Origin of the sequence: Serratia plymuthica NBRC 102599 (assembly GCF_001590925.1) — a bacterium.
GTDB classification, from domain to species: Bacteria; Pseudomonadota; Gammaproteobacteria; order Enterobacterales; family Enterobacteriaceae; genus Serratia; species Serratia plymuthica.
On record NZ_BCTU01000014.1, the window covers coordinates 161,756 to 188,312 of the forward strand.

Genomic DNA, 26,557 nt, shown 5'->3' on the forward strand with positions numbered 1-26,557 from the left:
CGGCTCACAATATAGGGAGCCAAACAATGACATCTGCACATTCGCCTTCATCCGCCTACCGCGAACTGCGCGCCATTTTCACCCGACTATCAAGATTCGGCCACCTGTCCGCCATTGCCGGCTGGGATATGCAGACCATGATGCCGCCGGGCGGAAACAAAGCGCGCTCGGAAGCACTGGCCGAACTGAGCGTGCTGCAACACCAGATTTTGACGGCGGAAAATACCGGCCGCCTTTTTGAACGCGCGCAGCAGGAAACACTGGATGGTTTTGACCAGGCCAATTTGCTGGAAATGCGCCGCCAATATGACAACGCCGTACTGGTGCCGGAGTCGCTGGTTGAGGCTAAATCGCTGGCTGGTGCACGTTGTGAACACGCCTGGCGCTCCCAGCGCCCCGCCAACGACTGGGAAGGGTTTTCGGAGAACCTGCGTGAAGTGGTCAAACTGACCCGTCAGGAAGCGCAGATCCGTGCTGAAGCGGCAGGTTCAAGCCGCTATGACGCCCTGCTCAACCTGTATGAGCCAGGCATGCGCAGCAGCGATATTGACCGTATTTTTGGCGATCTCAAAACCTGGCTGCCCGACCTCCTGCAAAAAGTGGTGACCAGGCAGGCCCAAGAGCCTTGCCTCATTCCCGAGGGGCCGTTCAAGGTCGATACCCAGCGTCAACTGGGTCTGAGCGTGATGAAACTGCTCGGTTTCAACTTCGACGGCGGCCGCGTGGACGTCAGCGCACACCCCTTCTGCGGCGGTGTGCCGGAAGATGTTCGTATCACCACCCGCTACAATGAGAAAGAATTTCATACCGCATTGCTCGGCATTATCCACGAAACCGGCCATGCGCGTTACGAGCAGAACCTGCCACGTGATTGGCTGGGTCAACCGGTGGCGCAGGCGCGTTCTACCGCGATCCACGAATCGCAAAGCCTGCTGTTTGAAATGCAGTTGGCGCGTGGCGGCGATTTCCTGAAAATTCTGCGCCCGTTGATTATCAAGCAGTTCGGTGAGCAGCCGGCGCTGGAAGAAAGCAACTTCATCCGCCTGAATCAACGCGTTAAACCTGGCCTGATCCGCGTGGATGCGGACGAAGTGAGTTACCCGGCGCATGTGATCCTGCGTTATGAAATCGAGAAAGCCCTGGTCGAAGGCGCTATTGAAGTGGAAGACATCCCGGCGCTGTGGAACGAAAAAATGCGCGATTACCTTGGCCTGGATACGGTCGGTAACTACCGCAATGGCTGCATGCAGGATATTCATTGGACCGACGGCGCTTTCGGTTACTTCCCGACTTATACGTTGGGCGCGATGTACGCTGCGCAACTGTTCCACAGTGTTCGTGAAGCGCTGCCTTCGCTAAGCAGCGACATCGCCGAAGGTAACCTGACGCCGTTATTCCATTGGCTGAAACAGAATATCTGGTGTCACGGTAGCCGTTTCTCTACTGATGAGCTGATCACCAAGGCTACCGGTGAAACGCTCAACCCACGCTATTTCCGTCAACACCTGGAAAACCGCTATCTGTAATGCCCCAGGCACGGGTAAAACCGTGCCTTTTCCCTCCTGCTTTGCCTACGCCCCTCCATAGAGCACTGTCTTCACTTACGACGCCTTAGCTACAGAGTGGCGGTTGGCGGCATCACATATGTATGTTGTAACTAAAATAACCCTGCAGGCCGGCGCATTTCTGCCGGCCAGGCTACCGCGCGGCGTGTGCGCTGATCATCTCTATCAACTGCGAACGCAACTGAGGCGGCAGATCATGGCCCATCTTCGGGATGACCTGCAGTTGCGAATGGGCGATCGCTCGAGCGACGGCAACGCCACCGGCTTTGCGCACCAGGCGATCGGCATTGCCGTGGATCACCAGCGTCGGTGCCGTGATCCGGCGGCTGTAACGTCGCAAGTCACCACTGCCGAGCAGCGCCGACAACTGCCGTTGCAGGCCTTCGGCATCCATCCCCCGCTTTAATAAGCGCCTAACCAGTATATCAAGCTCCGCCTCCTCGACCGGATAGGCCGGGCTTCCCAGTGCGCGCAACCCCTCTTTCAAAGACTGGCATTGCTGTTGCGGCGTCGCATTTGCCGGCGGGCGCCGCAGCAACAGTTTCAGCAATGAAGGCGCCGGCGGCGGCAATAACGGTTGGTTGGTACTGGAAAACAAGATGGTCAGCGACTTTACCCGCTGCGGGTATTCCGCCGCCAGCACCTGAGCAATCATGCCGCCCATTGAGGCACCCAGCACGTGAGCCTGCGCTATTTGCAAGTGATCCAGCAAATGCACCGCGTCTTTCGCCATATCTTCTAACGAATACGGCACCTGGGTTTGCCAGCCCAGTTGAGCGCGCAATATCAATAGCCACAAGGGCTGCAACCTCTTGCCCTGCGTCTTGCCGGACAGGCCGACATCGCGGTTATCGAAGCGGATCACCCGAAAGCCTTTATCCACCAACGCGCGGCAGAAATCGTCCGGCCACAGCAGCATCTGCGCGCCAATGCCCATAATCAACAGCAACGGTGGATGAGCGATATTGCCCCAGTCCTCGTAGGCTATCGGTACTTCGCCCTGCTCTGTGAGCCCGCGACGGATCGCGATATCGTTCATTTGCCGTTCCTTTTTGCGTTATGGCGCGCCGCTGCAAGCTACCTCCCGCGGCTTGTACATTAGGTTACACGCCGAAACCAATCACTCACGGAAAGCATTCCGCCATTTGCCTACTATCTTAACACCGGCCCCGCAGTGGGCTTGATACATGACGAGTAATTTGAGGATTCTTTTATGAAAAAAGTATTAGCTCTGGTTGTTGCCGCTGCAATGGGTCTGTCTTCTGTTGCCTTCGCTGCTGACGCTGCAACCACCACTACCGCACCTGCGGCGACGGCGACCACCACTACTGCTGCACCGGCTAAAACCACTCACGTGAAAAAACATCACGCAAAAAAAGCAGCAGTTCAAAAAGCGCAGTCGGCTAAAAAGCATCACAAAGCCACCGCTAAAAAAGCCCCGGCTCAGAAAGCTCAGGCAGCAAAAAAACACCACAAAAAAACCAGCCATAAAAAAGCTGCGTAACAGCAATCTGATGTGAGGCTCCCCTCACCAGTCCAGAATTGATTTGTCCAACACCCGGTTCGCCGGGTGTTTTTTCATCGGGGGTTCTCATCAATGCTGCGCCGCTACTTATTTGAAATCATTCTGGTCGCCCTGATCCTGTGCGGGTTGGTCGCCACCTTCTTTTATTTGTAGCCACAGATTTCCGCCGGTTATAAATTATCGAAAAATCAATCACTGCCCATCCACACAACAGCTAAATCAGTCTATAGTTAGCATTCCGTGTGTTTATGGATGATTCGTATTTGCCAGGCAAGAGATCTATGCGCATAACCGTTTTGCTGTTGCTGTGCTCATTCCCGCTCGCATTCTCCCTCTCAGCCCGGGCCGACAGCCCATCCGACGCGTCGACGGCTGAGCAAACCCGCTTATTTTTTGGTAAGGATGATCGGATAAAAGTCACAGAAACCGAGGGGTGGCCCTGGCAGGCAATTGGCCAGGTGGAAACCGCCAGCGGCAACTTGTGCACCGCCACACTGATTTCCCCCCATCTGGCGCTTACCGCCGGCCATTGCGTACTGGCGCCGCCAGGCCAATTGGATAAGGCCATCGCCCTGCGTTTTGTTGCCGGCAATAAGAGCTGGAAATACCAGACCGACAATATCGAAACGCTGGTCGACCGCAAGTTAGGGAAAAAACTCAAGCCTGACGGCGAGGGATGGATTGTGCCGCCGGCTGCCGCAGCCTATGACTTTGCGCTGATCCGCCTGAAGGATAAAAAACCGCTGCCGATTAAACCTCTGCCTCTGTGGCAAGGCGACAGCAAAGCGCTCACTCTGGCGATGAAACAGTCAAAACGGCTGATTACCCAAGCGGGTTACCCGGGAGATCATCTGGACGATCTCTACAGCCACCAGAACTGTAAAGTGACGGGTTGGGCGCAACAGGGGGTGCTGTCGCACCAGTGCGATACCCTGCCTGGTGACAGCGGTTCGCCCTTGCTGCTGAAAACCAACGACGGTTGGTCGTTGATCGCCATTCAAAGCTCCGCGCCGGCAGCCAAAGACCGTTACCGCGCCGATAACCGCGCGTTGGCAGTGACCGGCATACGCGATGCGCTGGACGCGCTGGCTGCAGGAAAATAACGATGGGGGGTCAGCATACTGACCCCCCTCTTTGTCTAGGCCGAGAGCTGTTCGATAGTCTGCAAGATACGTTTGTCCGAAATCGGATAAGGCGTGCCGAGTTGCTGGGCGAACAGACTGACGCGCAGCTCTTCGATCATCCAGCGCACTTCTTTCACCTCGTCATCCTGCCGACGTTTCGGCGGCAGCTTGTTCAGCCACTGTTGCCACGCCTGCTGCACCTGATCCACCCGCAGCATCTGCGCGCGATCGCGGTGCGGATCGATCGCCAGCTTCTCCAGCCGGCGTTCAATCGCCTGCAAATAACGCAGCGTATCCGGCAGGCGCTTCCAGCCGTTGTTGGTGACGAACCCGCGATAAATCAGGCCACCAAGCTGGGTTTTGATATCCGACAGCGCCAGCGCCAACGACATGTCCACCCGGCCCTTCAGCCGCTTGTTGATGTTGAATACCGTGGTCAGGATCTGCTCGACCTGCCTGGCTACCCCCACCACAGTTTCATTCAGCTCGCCGCGCACCAACTCTTGCAAGCGTGCGAAGTTATCTTCCTGCCATACCGGCCCGCCATGTTCGGCAATCAGCTTGTCGATACCGCACGAGATGCAATCGTCGATCAGATCCAACACCTTGCCATAAGGGTTAAAATACAGCCCCAGCTTGGCTTTGTTCGGCAGTTTTTCATGCAGATACTTGATTGGCGATGGGATATTCAGCAACAACAGGCGGCGCGTACCCTGCCACATCGCCTGTTGCTGCTCTTGCTCGCTGTCGAACAGGCGGATCGCCACGCTGTCTTTTTCATCCACCAGCGCCGGGTAGGCTTTCATCGAGTAGCCGCCGCGTTTCTGCTCATAAAACTCGGGCAGTTTGCCGAAGCTCCAGATATGCAAATTGCTCTGTTCCAGCCCATCATCCGCCACCGCCGACAGCGTCTCCTGCACTTTATCCTTCAATTGCAGCTTCAGCGCCGTCAGATCTTTGCCTTCGAGCAAGGTTTTGTGATTTTCACCCACCACCCGGAACGTCATTTTAAGATGATCGGGTACCTGATCCCAGTGCCAGTCGTCTCGTGACACCGTCACGCCAGTCATGCGCCGCAATTCACGTTCCAGCGCATCCAGCAGCGGCAGCTCCAACGCGGTCACCCGCCCGAGGAAAGCCTCGGCGTAGTTCGGCGCCGGCACAAAGTTACGGCGAACCGGTTTCGGTAGCGACTTGATCAACGCAATCACCAACTCACGGCGAATCCCCGGGATCTGCCATTCGAAACTCTGATCTTCAATCTGGTTGAGAATAGGCAGAGGAATGTGGACCGTGACACCATCGGCATCGGTGCCAGGTTCAAACTGGTAAGTCAGGCGTAGCTTGAGATTGCCCTGGTGCCAGGCGTTCGGGTAGTCCAGCGCGCTGACCTTGTTGGCGCCGTCCTTGATCAGCATCTCTTTTTCAAAACTGAGCAGGTCCGGCTTTTGTTTACCGGCGGTTTTCCACCAGTTGTCAAAATGACGCCCGGACACCACATCGCTCGGAATGTGCTGGTCGTAGAAACTGAACAAAGTCTCGTCATCCACCAGAATGTCACGGCGGCGCGATTTATGTTCCAGCTCTTCCACCTCGGCGCGCAGCTTCAGGTTGGCGCTGAAGAATGCATGCCGCGTCTGCCAGTCGCCTTCCACCAGTGCATGACGGATAAACAGCTCACGGCACAGCAGCGGATCAATAGTGCTGTAATTGACTGGCCGCGCGGCGACAATCGGCAACCCAAACAGCGTCACTTTTTCGCTGGCCATCACCGCGCCCTGGGATTTGGACCAATGCGGTTCGCTGTAACTGTGCTTCACCAGATGCTGGGCCAGCGGTTCAATCCACTCAGGCTCGATGCGCGCGGCAATGCGGCCCCACAGGCGGCTGGTTTCCACCAGTTCTGCCACCATCGTCCACTTCGGCGGCTTCTTGAACAGGCCGGAGCCTGGGAAGATCGAGAAACGGGCGTTGCGGGCACCGGTGAACTCTTGCTTGTCGGCATCCTTCTGGCCAATGTGCGACAGCAACCCGGTGAGCAACGCGGTATGCACGCTGCGGTAATCGGAAGGCTCGCTGTTAACCGGCAGCCCCAGTTCTTTCACCACCTGGCGCAGTTGGGTGTAGATATCCTGCCATTCACGCACCCGCAGGTAGTTAAGGAAATCATTGCGGCACAGCCGGCGGAACTGGCCGGAGGAGTGCTCTTTTTGCTGCTCTTTCAGGTAGTCCCACAGGTTAACGTAAGCCAGGAAGTCCGAGTCTTTATCGGCGAAACGACGGTGTTTCTCGTCCGACGCTTGCTGCTTGTCCATCGGCCGCTCTCGCGGATCCTGGATCGACAGCGCGGCAGTGATGATCATCACCTCACGCACGCTGCCGCTCTTTTGCGCTTCCAGCACCATCCGCGCCAGACGCGGGTCGATAGGCAATTGCGCCAGTTGGCGGCCCTGCGGGGTGAGCTGATAATGGCCGTTTTCAGCCGTTTTAATCGCGCCCAACTCCTCCAAAAGGCGCACGCCGTCCAGAATATTGCGCTTGTCCGGCGCTTCGACAAACGGGAATGCGGCGATATCCCCCAGCCCGAGCGACGTCATCTGCAAGATAACCGACGCCAGGTTGGTGCGCAGGATCTCCGGATCGGTAAACTCCGGCCGCGACAGGAAATCCTGTTCGGAGTACAGGCGGATACAGATACCATCCGACACGCGGCCGCAGCGGCCTTTACGCTGGTTGGCGGAAGCCTGCGACACCGGCTCGATCGGCAGGCGCTGGACCTTGGTGCGGAAACTGTAGCGGCTGATGCGTGCGGTGCCCGGATCGATGACGTACTTGATACCCGGCACCGTCAGAGAGGTTTCCGCCACGTTGGTCGCCAGCACGATGCGGCGGCCGTGATGCGACTGGAACACCCGGTTTTGTTCGCTGTTCGATAGCCGCGCATACAGCGGCAATACTTCGGTATGCGGTAAATCAAGACGGTTCAACGCGTCGGCGGTATCGCGAATTTCACGCTCGCCGCTCATAAAGATCAGGATATCCCCAGGCCCTTCGCGGCCGAGTTCATTCACCGCGTCGAAAATCGCCTGCAGTTGATCGCGATCGGTATCCTCGGCGTCGTCCACCACCGGGCGATAACGCACCTCGACCGGATAAGTGCGGCCGGAAACTTCGATAATCGGCGCGTGATTGAAATGGCGCGAAAACCGCTGCGGATCGATGGTTGCCGAGGTAATGATGACTTTCAGATCCGGGCGTTTCGGCAACAGTTCGCGCAGATAACCGAGGATAAAGTCGATATTCAGGCTGCGTTCGTGCGCTTCATCGATAATCAGCGTGTCGTACTGCATCAGCAGCCGGTCCTGCTGGATTTCCGCCAGCAAAATACCGTCGGTCATCAGCTTGACCAGCGTATTTTCCCCGACCTGATCGTTAAAACGCACCTTATAACCGACGCTGCCGCCGAGCGGCGTTTCCAGCTCATCGGCAATGCGGTTTGCTACGGTGCGCGCCGCCAGGCGCCGTGGCTGGGTATGGCCGATCAGCCCCTTCACCCCACGCCCCAGCTCCAGGCAGATCTTCGGCAACTGGGTGGTTTTCCCCGAACCGGTTTCCCCGGCGACAATCACTACCTGATGGTCACGGATCGCGTTCAGGATATCCTGCTTTTTCTGGCTGACCGGCAGGTTTTCCGGATAGGTGATTTTCGGGCAAGAGGCGGCGCGCGCCTGCACTTTCTGCAACGCAGCCGCAATGTCACTTTCTACTTCAGCGACGACCGCCTGCTGAGCATCGGGATTTTTGATTTTTCGTGCGCCCTGCAACCGACGTTGCAGGCGTTGTTGATCACGGAGCATCAGTTCGCCCAGTTGGGCAGAGGATGCCGCGAGCGGAGATTTCACGTTCGGTATTCCTTGTCTCATCGCTGCCGTATCAAGGTTTAGCAACGGTTTAATGATGTGTAAGCACGTTTTCAGCTTTAGCCGCTCAGAATATCACAAGCCGCTTTTTCCCCATAATCCATCTGCTTAAGCGGCATTGGGTCATTCAATAAAATCGAACAAAGATCTCGAAATATTGCGCTATCACTGTTGGAAGAATGTGAATAGAGTGTACTGCATGCAAGGGACGCGTTGTCCTGATGTCACTGTCATAACGTAAGGAATTACCGATGAGCAAAGTATTGGTTCTCAAATCAAGCATCCTGGCGGGTTATTCTCAGTCCAACCAACTGGCCGATTTCTTCGTGGAACAGTGGGCCAACACCCACGGCAACGACACCATTACCGTCCGCGATCTGGCCGCACAGCCCATCCCGGTGCTCGACGGCGAGCTGGTTGGCGCACTGCGTCCTTCCGATACGCCACTGACCCCACGTCAGCAAGAAGCGCTGGCGCTGTCAGACGAACTGATTGCCGAGCTGCAGGCCAATGACACCATCGTTATGGCGGCGCCGATGTACAACTTCAACATCCCGACTCAGCTGAAAAACTATTTCGACCTGATTGCCCGTGCCGGCGTGACCTTCCGTTACACCGAAAACGGCCCGGAAGGTCTGGTGAAAGGCAAACGCGCCATCATCCTGACCAGCCGCGGCGGCATTCATAAAGGCACGCCAACCGATCTGGTTGAACCTTACCTGCGTCTGTTCCTGGGCTTCATCGGCATTACCGACGTTGAGTTCGTCTTCGCCGAAGGCATCGCCTATGGCCCGGACGTTGCCACCAAAGCGCAGGCCGATGCCAAAGCCGTGCTGGCGCAAGTTGTCGCCGCCTGATGCTTCTCGCAGGGGCAATGTGCCCCTGCCGAACCCTACCGATCTGCGTTAATACCTTTCAGACCTGCAGTGCCCTCATAAAAATTCCAGATTTGTATTGCCGCTGCGCGCCAAACGGCGCGCTTTTTTATTTCTTCAACCACTGACCGTTAATGCCACGCACGTACTCTCCCGCGGGCGCACGCGTCACCAGCTTCTGCCCGGCCATGCGCGCCACTTCATCGATGGCAATATGGTTGCCGTCCGCCACTTCCTGATATTTTTCGGTACGTCCGGCGTTAATATTTTTCACCAGCTCCAGGGTTTCGGCGTCCTGCTTGACCGGGGCAATATAGCCGCTGAGCGTCTCGCCCACCCGGCCCTGCTGTTTGGCTTCATCCAGCGTCAGCGCCATCGCCATACTGCTGAATAACCAAGCGACCCCCACCAAGCCTAAATAACGTTTTTTCATTTTTGGTTTGGCTCCTAGAACAGACCGCTTTGGGTTTTCAGCAGATTATCGACGTCCTTATCCACCTTGATGTGTATTTCATGTTCGATCTTCACGTTCATATTGATGGTAATCGGGTCTTTGGGCGTCGCGACCTCAATACGCGGCACGCAGCCGCTCAGCAAAGAAGTGCCCAATACGGCGACCAGCAAGGGCCCGCTGATGATTTTCATGGTTGTTCCCCGGGTTTTGAGAGGGCCTGCTCTAGCCACTCCTGTAAATTGTCGCCAAAGCGCAGACTGCGCCATAGCTGAAACACGTTTTCCTGATGGGTATAGTTCAGGATAACCTCACGTTTGGCACTTTTTTGCGGGTTAAGCCCGTCAATGTGCGCTTTTAGCGTCAGTTCGCCCAAATTGTCGAGATCGACACTGGCCCGCGAACGGTTGATCTCCATGTAGCGCAGCCAGTCTATCGCCGCCCCGGTCGCCAGATTATTGCTGCCGATAGCATCTGCCATGTCTTTGTCCAGCCGCAGCGTCAGCATGCCGGCATTGGCGATCCACCCATTGCGCACCAGCCATTTGGGGTGATTGAGGTACAGAGGCAGCTCACCGTCGACCTTGCCGGACATGGCAAGCTGTTTTGGCTTCAAAGCGGTAAACAGCGCGCTCAGATCCACTTTATCCAGCTTCAGCACCGCAGCATCATGTTGCGGCATCCGCAACGCCGACAGGCTGATATGCCCGTTCAGCACATCCAGGCCGACATTGCTCAACGTTAACGGCGCCGGCTCGCTGTAGGGATAAAAGCCCTGAAGATCGGCCGTGATATTCTGCATTTCGAACAGATTGCTGAATGACTTGATGCGCAGCGTCACCGGCCCTTTGGCGCCCAGTTGCCACAAATGATTTTTCAATCGGTAGGACATGACAAAATCCAGACCGCTCATCTCACCGTCTTTCAGCCACATGCCGCCATTGTTCACGACCCAGTGGCCACCGGCTTCAAAGCCCTGTACGCGGGCGGCAGAAAAGGCCGACTGAGCATAAAACTCGCCGTCGCGCAGTTTGATATTGAGATCCGGCGAGATCAACGGCTGGAATACTTTCAGCGATTGTTTCGGCCACCAGCCTTCGCCGCGCAGCCGCTCGCCGTCCCAACGGCCATGCAAGGCGATGGGCCCAATCTGTTCCGCCTGCAATTTGCCCTGCCACTGGAAGCTGTCCGGCGTCGTACCTTTAAGCTGCAACGCCAGCACCGGTGCGGGTAAGTGACCACCGTCCGTGAAACTGACCTTGCCGGCCACCAGTTGTATATCGGCATTGAACGCGGGGTTCTGCTCGCCACGCTGCCAGCGCAGTGGCTGCCCCAGGCTGAGACGCGGCGCATCCACCGTCACCAGGCCGTACTTCAGCTTGTCAAAGCCGGTGGAAAGGCGATCGAGAACAATCGTCGTGTCCTGCCAACTGCCGCTGCCGGCAACGTCCCAGGCCGCCTGCAACGGCGGTAACTGTCCCTTCCCCCAATAGCGCCATTGCCAATTGCCGTGGTCCGGCCAAAAATCCTGCGCTTTGCCGTCCAGATGCAGTTTAAAGCGGCCCCAGTAACTGTCGCTGGCGCTGATGATGGCCTGCAGGCGGCCGGTAATGCCGCCGGCGGTAACCTTGACGCCGGCCAGCGGCAGGCGTGCCTCTTCCAGTTTCATTTCCGGCGAGGCGTTGCCCCACAGGCGTAGCAATGACCCTGGCTGCAAGACCAGCGTGGGATTAAGGATAGTGCCACTGAGAATGCCGGGAATAGAGGCTGTCATGGAAAAATCGGCCAGATTCGCCTGGCCGGTCAGTTGGAAACGCAGATCGCTATCGATCAATCCGACCTTGCCCGGCCCCAGCGTCAACACCGCATTGCCTTTACCATTGTGGCCGGCGGTAATCACATTCAAACGAGCGCTGATTTGGGTTTCATCAAGCCCCTTGCTCCAGTCGTGCAGCGCCACGTTCAGCCCGCCGTTAAGCGGCTGCTGGCTGTAGGGCCAACGCCACTCGCCTTGATTGATGCTGACCTGCTGCGGGGTGATTTCCCAGGGTAACGTCACCAGCGGCTTATCGTCGCCCTTTTCCGTCAGCGTCAACACGCCTTGCTGCTGTTGCCAGCGCATATCGAGCAGCAACGGTTTCTCGAGATAACCGGTTTGCATCTCGCCCTGCAACGCGCCCTGCGCAGGCAGGCTGTCCAAATCCAGCGGAATGGCAATCTTGCCGGTCAAATGCAGGGGTTGCGGGCTGTTGGGCGGGGTAAGCGTCACGCTGTTCAGCGTCAGTTGCTGATGTTTATCCAGCACGGCTTCGACGCTGAGGTTCTTCCCCTGATACCGCAGGTGCTGGCCGCCAGCAGAAGCTTGCAATTGCAGCTTTCCGGCGTAGTGTTGCCACGGGATTACCGTGAAATCATTGATGGTGACATCCAGTAACGGCAGCTGTTTTTGCAACTTATCAAGCGCCAGAGGAGCGCTGTTGGCGTCGCCGGCAGGCAACTTTGATAAACAGGCGCTATCAATGCTGAGTTTGTCGCCGATCAGTTGCCAGCGCCCCTGCCGATAAGTCAACCGGGTCGGCCCGACGGCGGCCAGCAAACAATCCTGTGCGGTAAACCGGGCGCCATCCAGTTGCAAGGCACCCTGCTGCCACCGCGGTTTACCCTGCAAAACCAACTGACTGCCCTGCGGCAGCCAATGAGCAAGCACGCGCGGCAGCCAGCGCGGCAGGGTTTGCCACAGCGCCAGCAGCAGGATCACAATACCTGTCACAATCCCTATGAATACTTTCAATCGCTTAGTCATTAAATGATTGCTTCATTCCTGAGTTAGGCATTATCCCCCCAAACCGAACGCCATTTAAGGGTAAGTCTATGCCTGAATTGGCAATAATGATGGCACGAATTTAACATAGGGTGAAGTCGATAGCACCGGTAACGCCTGTTCAGGCGGTTTTCCAGCCATCGATGCTGCCCTTGTAGACTTTAGTTACATATTCATCATGTGAATAAGATGTGTTTCAGATTTTTGTTATTGTAGTTGCGGTTGTTCATTAATAGTCTTGCAAGCATTCTAACAAAAGTCAGCCGCGAGCTTACTGTACTAGAGAAGCCATTCCCCACCCCCCGTGGGGATTTTTTTACCTCGCACCTCCGCGCCCTTCCGCTACTCTTAATCCTGCCCCCAACAAAGCGTTTTACCCATACCGAAGATAAGCTAACCAATTGTAGAATTTACTAAAATCTGTTAAATTCGTCACAAAATCACGCGGGAGAAACCACGATGAAATTGGCGATATACAGCACCAAACAGTACGACCGTAAATATCTCGAACTGGTGAATCAACAGTTTGGTTATGAACTGGAGTTCTTCGACTTCCTGCTCAGCAAGAAAACCGCCAAAACTGCCGCCGGTTGCAAAGCGGTGTGCATTTTCGTCAATGACGACGGCAGCCGTGAAGTGCTTGAAGAGCTGGCGGCGCTGGGGGTTGAAATCCTGGCCCTGCGTTGCGCCGGTTTCAACAATGTGGACCTGGACGCCGCCAAAGAATTGGGCATCAAAGTGGTCCGCGTACCGGCTTATTCTCCGGAGGCGGTGGCGGAGCACGCCGTGGGGATGATGATGTGTCTTAACCGACGCATCCACCGCGCCTACCAACGTACCCGCGACGCCAACTTCTCGCTCGAGGGGCTGATCGGCTTCAACATGCATAATCGCACCGCCGGGGTGATCGGCACCGGTAAAATTGGCGTGGCAGCCATGCGTATCCTGAAAGGGTTCGGCATGAAACTGTTGGCTTACGATCCCTATCCAAGCGAGCAAGCGCTGGAGTTGGGCGCAGAATATGTCGATCTGAAAACGCTGTACGCGCAATCGGACGTGATCACCCTGCACTGCCCGCTGACGCCGGAAAACCATCACCTGCTGAATACCGATGCTTTTGCGATGATGAAGGACGGTGTCATGATCATCAACACCAGTCGTGGCGGCCTGATTGACTCCTCGGCGGCAATTGACGCGTTGAAGCAACAGAAAATCGGCGCGCTGGGGATGGACGTATATGAAAATGAACGCGACTTGTTCTTCGAAGACAAATCCAATGACGTGATTCAAGATGACGTATTCCGTCGCCTGTCAGCCTGCCACAATGTGTTGTTCACCGGTCACCAGGCTTTCCTGACTGAAGAGGCGCTGACCAGCATCTCGGAAACCACACTGAAAAACGTCAATCAGTTGGATCGCGGTGAAAATTGCCCTAATCAGCTTAACGCCTGATTTTTTAGTGAGGGAAACGCATGAAAAAGTGCCTGCCGATGGCGTTAGCAGCGCTGTTATTAACGGGGTGTGGAATGAGCCAGAGCGGTAAAACGGTCACGGAAGACGACCTGTTACATCACAATTTCGTGCTGCAAAGCGTGGACGGCGTTGCGGTGAAACCGCAGCCCGGTAACGCCCCGAGCATTGAGTTCGGTGAAAAAATGCATGTTTCCGGCGCGATGTGTAACCGCTTCTTCGGCAGCGGTCAGTTGCAAAACAGTGTGCTGACGGTGAAAAACCTGGCCTCAACGCGGATGCTGTGCACCGATGCGCAGCGCAATCAGTGGGATCAGACCCTCAGCACAGTGCTGGAAAAAGGGGCAAAAATCAACCTCAACGCTCAGCAGTTAACGCTGAGCGGCGGCGACCATGTCCTGGTATATACCCTGCGAGACTGGGTGCAGTGATCCCTGTTCACCAGGCTGTGTGATCGGCCTGGTGTTCTTTCTTGTTAACCGGCGGTCGAGCAAGCCCCTTTACCCAGGGTCCACTCCTCACACTGCTTACCGTTCGGCATCTGGCACATTCTTACCGCTTCACCGTTTAAATTATGAGCCACGGTAGTGACGCCGCCAACGCTGGCGCAGTTGGCGCTGGTCTGTAACGTATTGATTCTTGCGCTGTTGCCCTGCTGAACTGGTTCTTCACTCTTGCTGCTGCATGCGGCCAAAAGCAGTACGGCGCCGGCAAGCAGCCACGTTGATTTTTGCATTATTTCACTCCTGAACCCGGAACTGCGCTGTGTAAAATCGCCATTGCTGATAACCCGCGTCACTTTAAATGCGGACACGTTCAGTTATCTTTGATGCAAACCCGTTTAATTTAGCCTGATAAATTAATTATGGAAATATATTCCTGCAATTATTTGGCGTTTATTTGAACAAAATCGCCATTATTAACGTTACGGAATTTCTTTAGCTCCGATGCCATGCCGGCACCGAGGGTCGGTGACGTACTGCGGGTTTGCAGGCAACGGCGTCGCCGTGGCGAGGAGGCAGTGACAACACAAGTTTGAAAACTTGCTGGCGAGCGAGGCGGAGGTGGGGCTCTAGGGCTGCTGCGCATTTTTAGCTGCCGGAGCGGGAGATATTGCGGGCAGCCCTGTTACGGGTTAATACATCCGCGGCATTCAGGCTGTAGCTGTGTTGGCCTTAATTTGAAATTGGCTGGGTACAACAGCCCCTTATTTTCCGTTATTTATTCCTGAATGATTCAGCCAGCGTAACTGAATGTCACGCTGGCTATTTTCACATTAAAATAACAATCAATGCGCCGCCGTTTTCGACAGTAAATTAATCACCAGTACGCCGGCAATAATTAATACCATGCCGATCACCGCAGGCAGATCCAGCTTTTGCTGATAGACGAATACGGCCGCTATCGACACCAGAACAATGCCCATACCCGACCAGATAGCATAGACTATCCCCAGCGGCATGGTTTTCACCACCATTGACAGCCCCCAGAACGCCACGGCGTAGCCCACGACAACCACCAGCGAGGGCCACAGTCGGGTAAAGCCTTCAGAGGCTTTCAACATGGTGGTGGCGATCACTTCCGCAACAATCGCCATGGTCAAATAGATAAATCCGCTCATCGTTTTTTCTTCTGTAAGTGAACACGTTCACCAGTATGGCGCGTCGCGAATAAATTGTCGTTAAACCACCCGGCTAATTCTCCGTTTGAAAACAATTTTTACCGAAAATATTACCTCGTGCATGTGCCCTGTTGATTTTTCGCCCGCCACACAAACGCGATAAAGGGCCAATATATCCCTCTGCTAGACTTTGTTAATTACTGCGAGAGGCAACTTTCGCAGCTTTTTGAGCAATGAAAGGTAAAGTCGATGATTACTACAGATGGTAATAATGCAGTCGCTTCCGTCGCCTATCGCACCAGCGAAGTGATTGCCATCTACCCGATCACCCCCAGTTCAACCATGGCGGAACAGGCGGATGCCTGGTCCGGCGACGGCCGCCCAAACATCTGGGGAGACGTGCCGCGCGTGATGGAAATGCAGTCCGAAGGCGGGGCCATCGCCACCGTGCACGGTGCGCTGCAAACCGGCGCGTTGTCGACCTCATTCACCTCATCGCAGGGCCTGCTGCTGATGATCCCGACGCTGTACAAGCTGGCCGGTGAGCTGACGCCGTTTGTGTTGCACGTCGCCGCGCGTACCGTGGCGACCCATGCGCTGTCGATCTTCGGCGACCATTCCGACGTAATGGCCATACGCCAGACCGGCTGCGCCATGCTGTGCGCCAGTAGCGTCCAGGAAGCGCAAGACTTTGCGTTGATATCCCAAACGGCGTCCCTCAACAGCCGCCTGCCTTTTATTCATTTTTTCGATGGTTTCCGCACCTCGCACGAAATCAACAAAATCGTGCCGTTAAGCGACGATACCCTGCGTCAGATGCTGCCGCAGGAAGCGATTGACGCCCACCGCAGCCGTGCTTTGTCACCGGACCACCCGGTGGTGCGCGGTACTTCCGCTAACCCGGATACTTATTTCCAGTCGCGTGAAGCCACTAATCCCTGGTACGACAGCGCCTGCCAGCATGTGATTGATGCGATGGACAAATTCGCGCAGGTCACCGGGCGGGCCTATCAACCCTTTGAATATTACGGCCACCCGCAGGCCGAACGCGTAGTGATCCTGATGGGTTCCGCTATCGGCACCTGCGAAGAAGCGATTGACGCCCTGTTAACGCGCGGTGAAAAGGTCGGCGTGCTGAAAGTACGGCTGTTCAGGCCCTTCTCCGCTCGGCACCTGCTCAGCGTGCTGCCGGAAAGTGCCCGGAAAATCGCCGTACTGGACCGTACCAAAGAGCCGGGCGCGCTGGCGGAACCGCTGTATCTGGACGTGATGACCGCGCTGGCCGAGGCCTTCAGTCGTGGCGAACGCGCGGACATGCCGATGGTGATCGGTGGCCGTTACGGCTTGTCCTCGAAGGAGTTCGGGCCGGACTGTGCGTTGGCGGTATTCAACGAACTGCAACTTGCCAGGCCGCGCCCGCGCTTCACCGTCGGCATTTTCGACGATGTGACCGGCCTTTCCCTGCCGCTCAGCGAAGAAACCCTGCCACAACGCGCTTCGCTGGAGGCATTGTTCTACGGCCTGGGTAGCGACGGCTCCGTATCCGCCACCAAGAACAACATCAAAATCATCGGCAACAGCACGCCGATGTACGCGCAAGGGTATTTCGTCTACGACTCGAAGAAGGCCGGCGGCCTGACTGTTTCTCATCTGCGCGTCAGCGAACAGCCCATCAATTCGGCCTATTTGGTCAGCCGCGCCGACTTCGTCGGTTGCCATCAACTGCAGTTTATCGATACCTACCAGATGGCGGAACGGCTGAAACCCGGTGGCATCTTCCTGCTCAATACGCCTTACGGGGCCGACGAGGCGTGGTCACGACTGCCGCAGGAGGTTCAGGCGGTGCTGCAACAGCGCCAGGCGCGTTTCTATATTATCAACGCGGCAAAACTGGCGCGCGAGTGCCAACTCGGCGCGCGCATCAATACCGTTATGCAGATGGCGTTTTTCCAACTGACGCAAATTCTGCCGGGCGACGTGGCACTGCAGCAACTGCGGGATGCTATCGCCCGCAGCTACAGCAGCAAGGGCCAGGAGATCGTCGAACGCAACTGGCAGGCGCTGGATGCCACGCTGGATGCGTTGATTGAGATCCCACTGCAACCGATCGACGGCAGCAGCCCGCTGCGCCCGCCGATAGTCTCGGATGCCGCCCCAGATTTTGTCAAAACCGTTACCGCCGCGATGCTGGCCGGGCTGGGCGATGCGCTGCCGGTCTCGGCCTTCCCGCCGGACGGCACCTGGCCGGTTGGCACCACCCAATGGGAAAAACGCAATATCGCCGAGACGATCCCGCTCTGGCAGCCGGATCTCTGCACCCAATGCAACCACTGCGTCGCCGCTTGCCCGCACTCCGCCATCCGCGCCAAAGTGGTGCAACCTCAGGCGATGGAGCACGCCCCCGCCAGCTTGCAGTCGCTGGATGTCAAAGCGCGTGATATGCGCGGGCAGAAGTATGTGCTGCAAGTCGCACCGGAAGATTGTACCGGCTGTAACCTGTGCGTAGAGGTGTGCCCGGCGAAAGACCGCCAGAACCCGGACATCAAGGCGATCAACATGGCTTCGCGCCTCGATAATCTTGAGGTGGAAAAGCAGCATTACGATTTCTTCCTGCAGTTGCCGGAGATTGACCCCGCGCAGATAGAACGCATCGACATCCGCACTTCGCAGTTGATCTCGCCGCTGTTCGAATACTCCGGCGCCTGTTCCGGCTGTGGCGAAACACCCTACATCAAGCTGCTGACCCAGCTCTATGGCGACCGGCTGCTGATTGCCAACGCCACCGGCTGTTCATCCATTTACGGCGGCAATCTGCCGACCACGCCTTACACCACCAACGCCGAAGGCCGCGGCCCGGCATGGGCCAACTCGCTGTTCGAAGATAACGCCGAATTTGGTCTGGGCTTCAGGTTGACGGTCGATCAGCACCGTAGCCGCGTGCTGCGGTTGCTGAATACGCTGGCACCGCAACTGCCTGAGCCGTTGGTCAACGCGTTGCAAATGAACGATATCGCGCCGGAACCGCGCCGCCGACAGATCGCTGAATTGCGCGGCTTGTTGACGCAAATCGAGGGTAACGACGCCCGCCAGTTGGCGACCGACGCCGATTATCTGGTGGATAAATCCATCTGGCTGATTGGCGGCGACGGCTGGGCCTACGATATCGGTTTTGGCGGATTGGACCACGTCCTTAGCCTGACCGAGAACGTCAACGTACTGGTGCTGGATACCCAGTGTTACTCCAACACCGGCGGCCAACAGTCGAAAGCCACGCCGCTCGGGGCGGTCACCAAGTTCGGCGAGCACGGCAAACGCAAGGCACGCAAGGATCTGGGCGTCAGCATGATGATGTATGGCCACGTGTATGTGGCGCAGATTTCCCTGGGCGCACAGCTCAACCAGACGGTGAAGGCCATTCAGGAAGCGGAGGCCTATCCGGGCCCGTCACTGATTATCGCCTACAGCCCCTGCGAGGAGCACGGTTACGATCTGGCACTTAGCCACGATCAGATGAAACAGCTGACCGCTAGCGGTTTCTGGCCGCTGTACCGTTTCGATCCGCGCCGCGCCGACCAGGGTAAACCCGCGCTGGCACTGGATTCTCGACCGCCAAACAGCGAGCTGACCGAAACCCTGCTGAAAGAGCAGCGCTTCCGCCGCCTGAACTCACAGCAACCGGAGGTCGCCAGCGCGTTGTACCAGGCCGCCGAGAAAGAGCTGAAAGAGAAGTACGACTTCCTCAGTATGTTGGCCGGCAAGACGGAACAATCGTCCGCCGAGTAATCCTTCAGGGCGCGACCGGTTCGCGCCCTGCTTCCAACCAACTTTGCCGCTGCGCTTCTTTTACCGCACCGCGCACATAGTTTTCTTTTCCCTGCCATTGCGCAACGTCGAACTTCGCCTTCTCAATCACTGGCTGGTAACGATCTGTTTTCATTAAGCTATCCGTCTGAATCAACAGCGGCACGATGCGCACCCCAACCCGATCAAGGCTTGGATAGGGCCATTTCCGCCCTGCATCAGCGTAAGGCGCCATAAAGTCCAACGCCGCCAACAACGAACTGCCTTGCGCCGAGCGGTAATGCCACAAGTCAATGCCCTGGCGCTGCGCCACTCCGGCCATCAGCACCAACGCCTGCAGATTGAAATAGCTGTAATGGAACGAACGGGTGCGCAACAATTCTTGCGGTTGCGAACCGTTAACGGCGAGTTGTAAATCAAGCTTATGCTGCGTCAGCGTCGCCATCTCCCGCACCACGTCATCACGCCCGAGCCAGGCGGCAATCCCCGCCACCTGAACGGCATACCAACTGCCGTGGTTATTCTTCGCGGCGGCTTCCTGCTTGCCGGCGGGGCTGTGCAGCAGCCAATCGAGGTAGCTGCCAAACCATTGCCGCATCCGGCTTTCATCGGCCACCGTCCAGCCTGGCGTCTGGCGCAACAGCAGCAGGCTGTCAACAATGCGGGTGGCGAAATAACGCCCGTCCAGAATGCCGTTACCGCGGCCGCTGTCACGCCCTGGAATACCCTGTGCGTAGTTGAGGTTCGGGTTCATCCGCGTTTGCGGGTTGATAAACCAGGCGCGGATCAATGCGATCGCCCTGTCGCTATAGCGTTGTTGCCCGGAGAAGTAACCCGCCAACGTCAGAATCTGTACCCGCTGAGTGAACTCCGCCAACCGCACGCCATCACTCTGCTCATTTTTACTGGCCGGATTCACAAGCCCATCACGGCGCACCCAGGGCAACCCGTTCGCTTTGCCGGCATCCGGCCACCAGTAGGCACCGAGGCTCAGGTAATCGTGCTTGTCGCCGCTGGCTGGGAGCAGGCCTTTCTCGGTCACGCTGAGCAAGGGTTTGTGTATCTCTCTGTCGGCGTCCTGCAGCAGCCGCTTATAGTTAGCGTCACCGCTGAGATGGGCTTTTACCTGTGACAACGAAGATTGCTGCAAGAAAATGCAGCACTCTGCGGCGTGGGCCGCAAACGACGTAAAACAAAGCAATAACCCGGCCTGCAAGAATTTGCGCATAATCCTCCCTGCCATATGACCTCTTACAGACTCGCCCTTGGGATAACACCCGGTAAACCGGCAATCTGTCAGGAGTGAAGTTCGGCCACTGTCATGGTGAAGATCAATTTCCCCTCACCCTGATTTGAATAATGATGCGGCACATCGGTGCTGGCGACGGCAGAAGCACCCTCAGGAATAATCATCTCGGTGCTCCCCACCTTCAGGTTGAGAACACCCTGCTCAACATGCAACAGCTCGAAGGTGCCTTGAGGGTGGCCCGCGGAGGCAAACAGCTCATCAGGAAACATCTCCCAGCGCCACAGCTCAATCATATTCGGCCCACGCGTCCCCGCCAACAAACGGGCCGTTCCGCCCGAGTCACCCGTCCACAATGTAGGTATATCTTTTTTATCGATAAGATAAGCGGAGGGCGCATCGGTGACATTAACGATATCGGCGACAGACAGGCCCAGCGCCGCCGCTATTTTGCACAATAGGGCAATGCTCGGATTCGCGGTTCCTTTCTCGATTTCCACCAGCATCCCTTTGCTGACGCCCGCCCTGCGTGATAGCTCATCAAGCGTCAATTTCTTGTCTTTGCGGTGCTGTTTGATGGTGCTTGAAACCGCTTCATTGACAGTTTGAATGTCCGCACCGTTCTCGGTCGATATATTGACTTTATTGGTCATTAGTCATTACCATGAAATAAATTAGTCATTATAGGATTATCAGATGTTTTCAGTTCTTCCGTCAATCGATCCCAAAGTGTCCTCCGTGGCGCCCGGCTTCAGAGCCTTAAGCATTGCGGTTGAAGCCGCGCCCATTATCAACCCGAGGATTGCCGGCCAGGCTTTGGAACAGGCTTGTCATTCTATTTCTGCGGGTGATGCCCCCTGGGCTGAGGCTCATCTTACCGCCTGGGGTGAGGTATTTACCCGATTCGGCGCCAAACCCAAACGCACCCCCTGCTCTGCAGAAGCATTGCGCAAACGGGTCATGCGAGACGGCTCGCTACCCAGTATCGACCCCGTAGTTGATCTTTATAATGCCATCAGCATTCGCTATGCCATTCCCGTTGGCGGGGAAAATATTGAAGCCTATGTCGGGCAACCCAGGTTGGTGGTTGCCGATGGAAGCGAACTGTTTGATACGATGAAAGACGGTGAAGTGGCACATGAATCACCGGAACCGGGAGAAGTCGTCTGGCGCGACGATCTGGGCGTAACTTGCCGTCGCTGGAACTGGCGCCAAGGGGTAAGAACCCGTCTGAACGCAGATGCCGGCAAGATGTGGTTTATTCTGGAGAGCCTGCCGGCCATGCCGTTACAGGCGTTGTTTGATGCCGGTGAAGAGTTGATCAAGGGGCTGCATCAGATGATGCCGGGCGTAAAAACCGAGCAGACACTGATTGGTTTCGATCTGGCTGAAGAACATCAAACGAAGTAAAAAGACGGCTTTTGCTCCTCATTGGGCCATGCCTGGAGCTCATGCATAAAACGCGCTGGCATTCGGCGGCGTAATCCGTACCCACGCATGCGGCAAATCACCAAGTCGCATCGTGTATGATGGCGAAAGCAGCTCACGCTTCATCGACCACGCTTAGTGCGCTCCTTGTCCGGCAAACCACAGTTGGGCTCGCCCTGAATTATTTATGTGGTTTCCTTGCCTGAAATGAAAAAAAACCGCATAGCTACAAGTGCGCAAAAATATATTAATTTGAATACTTACCCTCTTATATATTCAAATTAAATGTTCTTGATATACTCCTACACCAGGAAATTGGCGTTGATAGCTCTGAATTAGAATATGCATTAAATGCCAGTATTTCCCGTCAGCCGATTAATATCAGAGATGAAACCATATTAATTTGAATATTTATCTTCTTATACATTCAAATTAAATGTTCTTGATATACCCTTGCGTCAGGAAATTGGCGTTGATAGTCCTGAGTTCGAATATGAGCTGTTGACTCTGGTCGTCAACAACGTGCCGTTCAAAGACGGCGAACAGGTGGAAAACGAAGCATCAGATCGGAGCGTTGCCTAATGGTTCATACACCAGATTTGACAATAACTCCGAAATCATCGATAAGGAGAATACTCACCTATTAAAGGAGAAGAGAATAACGTACTTTACTTTAACCAACGACCACCTAGTGATTAGCTGGGTGTTGTCTGAGAAAAGTTAATTCGGGAGATTAAAAATGAGCAAATTATTTTTGTATGATCAAGCTTCAGCATCAACCGATACTTTAAATGTTATGAAAAAAAAGAAATATGTTTGCACGGCATTAACTAACGATCCGAATTTTTTCTGGCAGTCGATATTGGCATTAGAATTATCTAGCATTTTCGTGTTGCTGAGCCATGGAGACAAAAATGGCCCTTTGGCGGTGGCAGGTACCGTAGGGGATGACATTGATCTTATCAGATTTAGTAAAATCATAAAGGAAAAAAAGTTAGCACTATATCTTCTATCTTGCCATACAGGACTCGACCCTTGTGGATCTACTCTAACTAAGAATGGACTCAATTTTGTCGCACCTAAAGGAGCAGCTGATTTTCAAACAATTGGTAGTGAGCAAATAAGCGTATTTTCCAAAGACGGTACAACTTTCCCCGGATGGACAGGTCCGCTTAGTCCGAACAGGTCAAACAAGGCACTTTCTCTCCCATAATGGCTTTGTTGAATAAATAGAAATTTCCCCGGGAAACCGGTTAGAGTCCACGTATGCATTACCCGCAGCGGGCTCGATGTCAAACAGAGTGTCTGGCGCGACCTGCTCTTCAAAAAACAGCAGGTCGAATCCATCGGTGCGTGTCAATAGACCGATTTTCGCTGCGCCAGCAGTTGGCTGTCTTCGCCTCTGCGCCGTTGACCCGCTGTCACATAGCGGATACCGCTGTGACTGTGCTCCTCGTTGTACCAGCCGACGAAGATGACTGCTGGGAAGCTCACGATCGCCCTGCTGGCTCCGGCGTTGGAAGCTTTACGTGCACAACGGCTATTAACTACGCTGTAGCCCAAGACGGAAATCACCTTTCATCACCGCGAATACGGCAAAACGGAGAAGCAGCGGCTACATTTCGTTTTTATGCCGCGCGCGGCCAAAGGTGAGCAAAAAGCCGACTATTCTCTGTCGTCGATTGGAGCGCGCTGGAATGCGGCTGTAAAACGCGCTGGCATTCGGCGGCGTAATCCGTACCATACGCGACATACTTTTGCCTGCTGGTTGTTGTCAGCGGGCGCGAACCCATTTTTATCGCAAACCAGATGGGGCATGATATGCGCATAGGGTCTTCAAGGCCTAAGGTGCGAAGCGGGAAGAAATGAATAATGACCCAAACCGCCTGTTGAATGCTAAACTCGCGGTCTATATGTTATGCCCCCATAGTGCCCCCAATTGAAAACGAGCACGATTTAAATGTCAGAAAAACAAACCGTTAGTCAAAAAGAGCAGTACAACCTCAACAAATTGCAAAAGCGCCTGCGTCGCAACGTAGGCCAGGCGATCGCCGATTTCAACATGATTGAAGAAGGCGACCGCATCATGGTCTGCCTGTCCGGTGGCAAAGACAGCTACACCATGCTGGAAATCCTGCGCAACCTGCAGCAAAGCGCGCCGGTGAACTTCTCGCTGGTGGCAGTCAACCTCGACCAGAAACAGCCGGGCTTCCCCGAGCATATCCTGCCAGCTTATCTGGAAAGTCTGGGGGTGGAGTACAAGATTGTCGAGGAAAACACCTACAGCATCGTCAAGGACAAGATCCCTGAAGGCAAAACTACCTGCTCACTGTGTTCACGCCTGCGCCGCGGTATTCTTTACCGGACCGCCACCGAACTGGGCGCGACCAAGATTGCCCTTGGCCACCACCGTGACGACATTCTGCAAACGCTGTTCCTCAATATGTTCTACGGTGGCAAGCTGAAAGGCATGCCACCCAAGCTGATGAGCGACGATGGCAAGCATGTGGTGATCCGCCCACTGGCCTATTGCCGTGAAAAGGATATCGAGCGTTTCTCGGTGGCCAAAGAATTCCCCATTATTCCGTGTAACCTGTGCGGTTCACAGCCCAACCTGCAGCGTCAGGTGATTGGCGACATGCTGCGCGATTGGGATAAACGCTATCCGGGCCGTCTGGAAACCATGTTCAGCGCAATGCAAAACGTGGTGCCTTCACACCTGAGCGATTACAACCTGTTTGATTTCAAAGGCATTCACCACGGCAGCGAAGTGGTAGGCGGTGGCGATCTGGCCTTTGATCGCGAAGATATTCCGATGCAACCGATCGGTTGGCAGCCGGAGGATGCAGACGAAACTGCACCGGCGCTGGAGCGTTTAAACGTTCTCGAAATCAAGTAAGCCCTGGCGCCGCCCGTTATCTGCGGGCGGCGTTCTTTCCTCCCGACAGTTTTCGATCCTGCTCACAATTTCAGCATAATTTATCGGACAGCGCCGCCTTTCCTCTATACTGTGTATTCATACAGTCATAAGGAGATTGCCGATGAACATTACCCCCTGCTTATCCCACGTTTCCCTGGGTACCAATCATTTCGATGCCGCCGCCGAGTTTTACGATAGTACGCTCTCCGCATTGGGCTGCCGGCGAGTGCTGGAGCACCCCGGCGCTATTGGTTATGGCCGTGATTACCCGGAGTTTTGGTTGCAGGTGCCGATCGATAACCAACCCGCCTCTACCGGTAACGGCGTGCACGTAGGTTTTTTCGCCACCAGCAAGCAGCAGGTCGATGAGTTTTACCGGCTGGCGCTGCAGGCCGGCGCGAAAGATGAAGGAGCCCCAGGATCACGACCACACTATGGCGAAGCCTATTACGGGTGCTTTGTTCGCGATCTGGACGGGCATAAAATCGAGGCCAGTTTCTGGGACGAAAGCGCGGCCTGAAGGCGGTAAGCTGCAGACAAAAAAATGCCGGTGGTTAGACCGGCATCGTATGAATCAATGTGCTATGCAGCAATTCTAAATATAAGAAAGTAAGACAATTATGGAGCGCAACGCCCATCGCTTGACGTTGCATTCACCTGCGAGAGAGATCATGCCCCATTTCCACCCGGCAAAAGTTGATATCGCTCAATGTTAACCGGGTTTTCGCGCTTTTTTGGCTACAGCCAGCGGCTGCGTTTCAACCACCAGGCCACGCCGAGCACCAACCCCGTAAGCATCAGGCAAAACGTGGCAAAACCAAAGGGATTGCCCCCGCCGGGAATGCCGCCCAGGTTAACGCCGAACAGTCCGGTCAAAAACGTGGTGGGCAAAAATACCATTGCCAGTAGCGACATGGTGTAAGTTCGGCGGTTCATGGCATCAGCCATCACGGTGGTAATTTCATCGGAAAGGATCGCGGTACGCGCAATGCTGCCATCCAGATCGTCCAGACCGCGCCCCAGCCGGTCGGCAACATCTTGCATACGGCGTCGGTCGTCATCGTTCATCCAGGGCAACCGCTCGCTCGCCAGCCGGGAAAATACGTCGCGCTGCGGTGCCATGTAACGGCGCAACACAATCAGTTGTTTACGGATCAGCGCCAACTGCCCGCGCTCCGGGATTTGTTGCTCCAAAAGCGCATCTTCCAGATCGATGATCTTATCGTGCAGATCCTCGATAAAATCGCTGGTGTGATCGTTCAGCGCATCGGAAACCTCCACCAGCCAGTTGCCGCTGTTGGTCGGCCCGGCGCCGCTTTGCAGATCGCTCACCACCTGATCGATAGAGTACACCTTACGGTGCCGGGTGGAGACGATCAGTTTATCGGTCAAGTAAACGCGGATGGTCACCAACTGATCCGGCCGTGAGTTGGCGTTGAAATTAATACTGCGTAACGTGATCATGGTGCCATCGCCCAAGCGGCTGACCCGCGGGCGTGAGCTTTCCCCTGATAACGCTTCTCTTACCGCATCCGGCAACAGCGGCGTAGTGTTCAGCCATTCAGCGCTGGCCGGGTGCGCATAATCCAGATGCAGCCAGCAAGGCTCATCGCAGGTGATTTTATCATCGTAGTCAATCGATGTTACGCCACCTTTGCCGTCTAGCTGGTAGGCATACACCGCATCAGGAACCTGTAACTCGCGCCCCTCAATGACATCCATTCCTTATCCCCTTCGCTTTTCAGTTACACCAGAGTCTAGCGTTAATGTTTTGCGACTCAAAGATAAAG

General features: G+C 55.5%; 24 protein-coding genes and 2 pseudogenes. 14 read left to right on the plus strand and 12 right to left on the minus strand.

The window, feature by feature from the left end; all coding sequences use genetic code 11:
• The first annotated feature begins 26 nt into the window (after positions 1-26).
• Positions 27-1,526 (plus strand): carboxypeptidase M32, encoded by a 1,500-nt coding sequence (locus SPL01S_RS11140; RefSeq protein ID WP_062870984.1) that lies wholly within the window; start codon positions 27-29, stop codon positions 1,524-1,526.
• Between the two features lie 172 nt (positions 1,527-1,698).
• Here the strand turns inward: SPL01S_RS11140 and SPL01S_RS11145 are convergent, their stop codons facing one another.
• Positions 1,699-2,604 (minus strand): alpha/beta fold hydrolase, encoded by a 906-nt coding sequence (locus SPL01S_RS11145; RefSeq protein WP_062870985.1) that lies wholly within the window; start codon positions 2,602-2,604, stop codon positions 1,699-1,701.
• Positions 2,605-2,778: 174 nt separating this feature from the next.
• Here SPL01S_RS11145 and asr point away from each other — a divergent pair, with 174 nt between their 5' ends.
• From asr to SPL01S_RS11155, 3 genes are all read left to right on the plus strand, one after another.
• Positions 2,779-3,069 (plus strand): acid resistance repetitive basic protein Asr, encoded by a 291-nt coding sequence (gene asr / locus SPL01S_RS11150; RefSeq protein WP_013813090.1) that lies wholly within the window; start codon positions 2,779-2,781, stop codon positions 3,067-3,069.
• A gap of 93 nt (positions 3,070-3,162) precedes the next feature.
• Positions 3,163-3,243 (plus strand): small membrane protein YdgU, encoded by an 81-nt coding sequence (gene ydgU / locus SPL01S_RS25900; protein ID WP_100220758.1) that lies wholly within the window; start codon positions 3,163-3,165, stop codon positions 3,241-3,243.
• A gap of 128 nt (positions 3,244-3,371) precedes the next feature.
• Positions 3,372-4,193: a trypsin-like serine peptidase gene (locus tag SPL01S_RS11155; RefSeq protein WP_013813091.1), complete on the plus strand. Its 822-nt coding sequence runs from the start codon at positions 3,372-3,374 to the stop codon at positions 4,191-4,193.
• A 35-nt stretch (positions 4,194-4,228) separates the two neighbouring features.
• Here the strand turns inward: SPL01S_RS11155 and hrpA are convergent, their stop codons facing one another.
• On the minus strand, positions 4,229-8,116 hold the full coding sequence (gene hrpA, locus SPL01S_RS11160) for an ATP-dependent RNA helicase HrpA (protein WP_073972045.1): 3,888 nt from the start codon (positions 8,114-8,116) through the stop codon (positions 4,229-4,231).
• A 269-nt stretch (positions 8,117-8,385) separates the two neighbouring features.
• Here hrpA and azoR point away from each other — a divergent pair, with 269 nt between their 5' ends.
• Positions 8,386-8,991, plus strand: a complete 606-nt coding sequence (azoR, locus tag SPL01S_RS11165) for an FMN-dependent NADH-azoreductase (protein ID WP_004945026.1) — start codon at positions 8,386-8,388, stop codon at positions 8,989-8,991.
• A 127-nt stretch (positions 8,992-9,118) separates the two neighbouring features.
• On the opposite strand, the gene SPL01S_RS11170 is transcribed toward azoR, so the two are convergent.
• From SPL01S_RS11170 to SPL01S_RS11180, 3 genes are read right to left on the minus strand one after another with little or no spacing between them, the layout of a single operon-like run.
• A complete protein-coding gene (locus SPL01S_RS11170) occupies positions 9,119-9,442 on the minus strand; it encodes a YdbL family probable chaperone protein (RefSeq protein ID WP_063199743.1) in 324 nt (107 codons plus the stop codon).
• Positions 9,443-9,456: 14 nt separating this feature from the next.
• Positions 9,457-9,654 (minus strand): YnbE family lipoprotein, encoded by a 198-nt coding sequence (locus tag SPL01S_RS11175; protein WP_004945033.1) that lies wholly within the window; start codon positions 9,652-9,654, stop codon positions 9,457-9,459.
• Positions 9,651-12,263 (minus strand): YdbH family protein, encoded by a 2,613-nt coding sequence (locus tag SPL01S_RS11180; protein WP_063199746.1) that lies wholly within the window; start codon positions 12,261-12,263, stop codon positions 9,651-9,653. The genes SPL01S_RS11175 and SPL01S_RS11180 overlap by 4 nt, the downstream gene beginning before the upstream one ends.
• Positions 12,264-12,740: 477 nt before the next feature.
• On the opposite strand from SPL01S_RS11180, the gene SPL01S_RS11185 reads away from it, so the two are divergent.
• Both SPL01S_RS11185 and hslJ read left to right on the plus strand, forming a co-directional pair.
• The gene (locus tag SPL01S_RS11185; protein ID WP_004945038.1) at positions 12,741-13,733 is read left to right on the plus strand and encodes a 2-hydroxyacid dehydrogenase; all 993 of its coding nucleotides are present in this window, start codon (positions 12,741-12,743) and stop codon (positions 13,731-13,733) included.
• 20 nt (positions 13,734-13,753) lie between these two features.
• The gene (gene hslJ, locus SPL01S_RS11190; protein WP_063199749.1) at positions 13,754-14,182 is read left to right on the plus strand and encodes a heat shock protein HslJ; all 429 of its coding nucleotides are present in this window, start codon (positions 13,754-13,756) and stop codon (positions 14,180-14,182) included.
• Between the two features lie 44 nt (positions 14,183-14,226).
• Here the strand turns inward: hslJ and SPL01S_RS11195 are convergent, their stop codons facing one another.
• Both SPL01S_RS11195 and SPL01S_RS11200 read right to left on the minus strand, forming a co-directional pair.
• Entirely contained in the window at positions 14,227-14,487 is a 261-nt protein-coding gene (locus SPL01S_RS11195) for a DUF333 domain-containing protein (protein ID WP_062790523.1), read from the minus strand.
• 552 nt (positions 14,488-15,039) lie between these two features.
• Positions 15,040-15,372 (minus strand): SMR family transporter, encoded by a 333-nt coding sequence (locus SPL01S_RS11200; protein WP_004945049.1) that lies wholly within the window; start codon positions 15,370-15,372, stop codon positions 15,040-15,042.
• Positions 15,373-15,621: 249 nt separating this feature from the next.
• Between SPL01S_RS11200 and nifJ the strand changes: the two genes are divergently transcribed.
• On the plus strand, positions 15,622-19,155 hold the full coding sequence (gene nifJ, locus SPL01S_RS11205; protein ID WP_063199754.1) for a pyruvate:ferredoxin (flavodoxin) oxidoreductase: 3,534 nt from the start codon (positions 15,622-15,624) through the stop codon (positions 19,153-19,155).
• A gap of 4 nt (positions 19,156-19,159) precedes the next feature.
• Here the strand turns inward: nifJ and SPL01S_RS11210 are convergent, their stop codons facing one another.
• Together SPL01S_RS11210 and SPL01S_RS11215 are read right to left on the minus strand one after the other, a co-directional pair.
• Positions 19,160-20,401, minus strand: coding sequence for an alginate lyase family protein (locus SPL01S_RS11210; protein ID WP_062870990.1), 1,242 nt, complete (start codon positions 20,399-20,401; stop codon positions 19,160-19,162).
• A gap of 68 nt (positions 20,402-20,469) precedes the next feature.
• A complete protein-coding gene (locus SPL01S_RS11215) occupies positions 20,470-21,072 on the minus strand; it encodes a helix-turn-helix domain-containing protein (protein WP_062870991.1) in 603 nt (200 codons plus the stop codon).
• A 43-nt stretch (positions 21,073-21,115) separates the two neighbouring features.
• Between SPL01S_RS11215 and SPL01S_RS11220 the strand changes: the two genes are divergently transcribed.
• Positions 21,116-21,829, plus strand: coding sequence for a B3/B4 domain-containing protein (locus SPL01S_RS11220; RefSeq protein WP_063199757.1), 714 nt, complete (start codon positions 21,116-21,118; stop codon positions 21,827-21,829).
• 39 nt (positions 21,830-21,868) lie between these two features.
• On the opposite strand, the pseudogene SPL01S_RS25840 reads toward SPL01S_RS11220, so the two are convergent.
• Positions 21,869-21,976, minus strand: a pseudogene (locus SPL01S_RS25840) (hypothetical protein); the annotation flags it as partial.
• Between the two features lie 324 nt (positions 21,977-22,300).
• Here SPL01S_RS25840 and SPL01S_RS25690 point away from each other — a divergent pair.
• Together SPL01S_RS25690 and SPL01S_RS25235 are read left to right on the plus strand one after the other, a co-directional pair.
• On the plus strand, positions 22,301-22,429 hold the full coding sequence (locus tag SPL01S_RS25690) for a hypothetical protein (RefSeq protein ID WP_255212458.1): 129 nt from the start codon (positions 22,301-22,303) through the stop codon (positions 22,427-22,429).
• 157 nt (positions 22,430-22,586) lie between these two features.
• Entirely contained in the window at positions 22,587-23,060 is a 474-nt protein-coding gene (locus SPL01S_RS25235) for a hypothetical protein (RefSeq protein ID WP_147424935.1), read from the plus strand.
• Positions 23,061-23,203: 143 nt separating this feature from the next.
• On the opposite strand, the gene SPL01S_RS25240 is transcribed toward SPL01S_RS25235, so the two are convergent.
• Entirely contained in the window at positions 23,204-23,341 is a 138-nt protein-coding gene (locus SPL01S_RS25240; RefSeq protein ID WP_155729008.1) for a hypothetical protein, read from the minus strand.
• Here SPL01S_RS25240 and SPL01S_RS25695 point away from each other — a divergent pair.
• From SPL01S_RS25695 to SPL01S_RS11230, 3 genes and pseudogenes are all read left to right on the plus strand, one after another.
• Positions 23,304-23,790, plus strand: a pseudogene (locus SPL01S_RS25695) (tyrosine-type recombinase/integrase); the annotation flags it as partial. The gene SPL01S_RS25240 and the pseudogene SPL01S_RS25695 overlap by 38 nt on opposite strands.
• Positions 23,791-23,807: 17 nt before the next feature.
• Entirely contained in the window at positions 23,808-24,746 is a 939-nt protein-coding gene (ttcA, locus tag SPL01S_RS11225; RefSeq protein WP_063199761.1) for a tRNA 2-thiocytidine(32) synthetase TtcA, read from the plus strand.
• A gap of 142 nt (positions 24,747-24,888) precedes the next feature.
• Positions 24,889-25,287, plus strand: coding sequence for a VOC family protein (locus SPL01S_RS11230; RefSeq protein ID WP_004945067.1), 399 nt, complete (start codon positions 24,889-24,891; stop codon positions 25,285-25,287).
• Between the two features lie 218 nt (positions 25,288-25,505).
• Here the strand turns inward: SPL01S_RS11230 and zntB are convergent, their stop codons facing one another.
• Entirely contained in the window at positions 25,506-26,489 is a 984-nt protein-coding gene (zntB, locus tag SPL01S_RS11235) for a zinc transporter ZntB (RefSeq protein ID WP_062870994.1), read from the minus strand.
• Between the last annotated feature and the right edge of the window lie 68 nt (positions 26,490-26,557).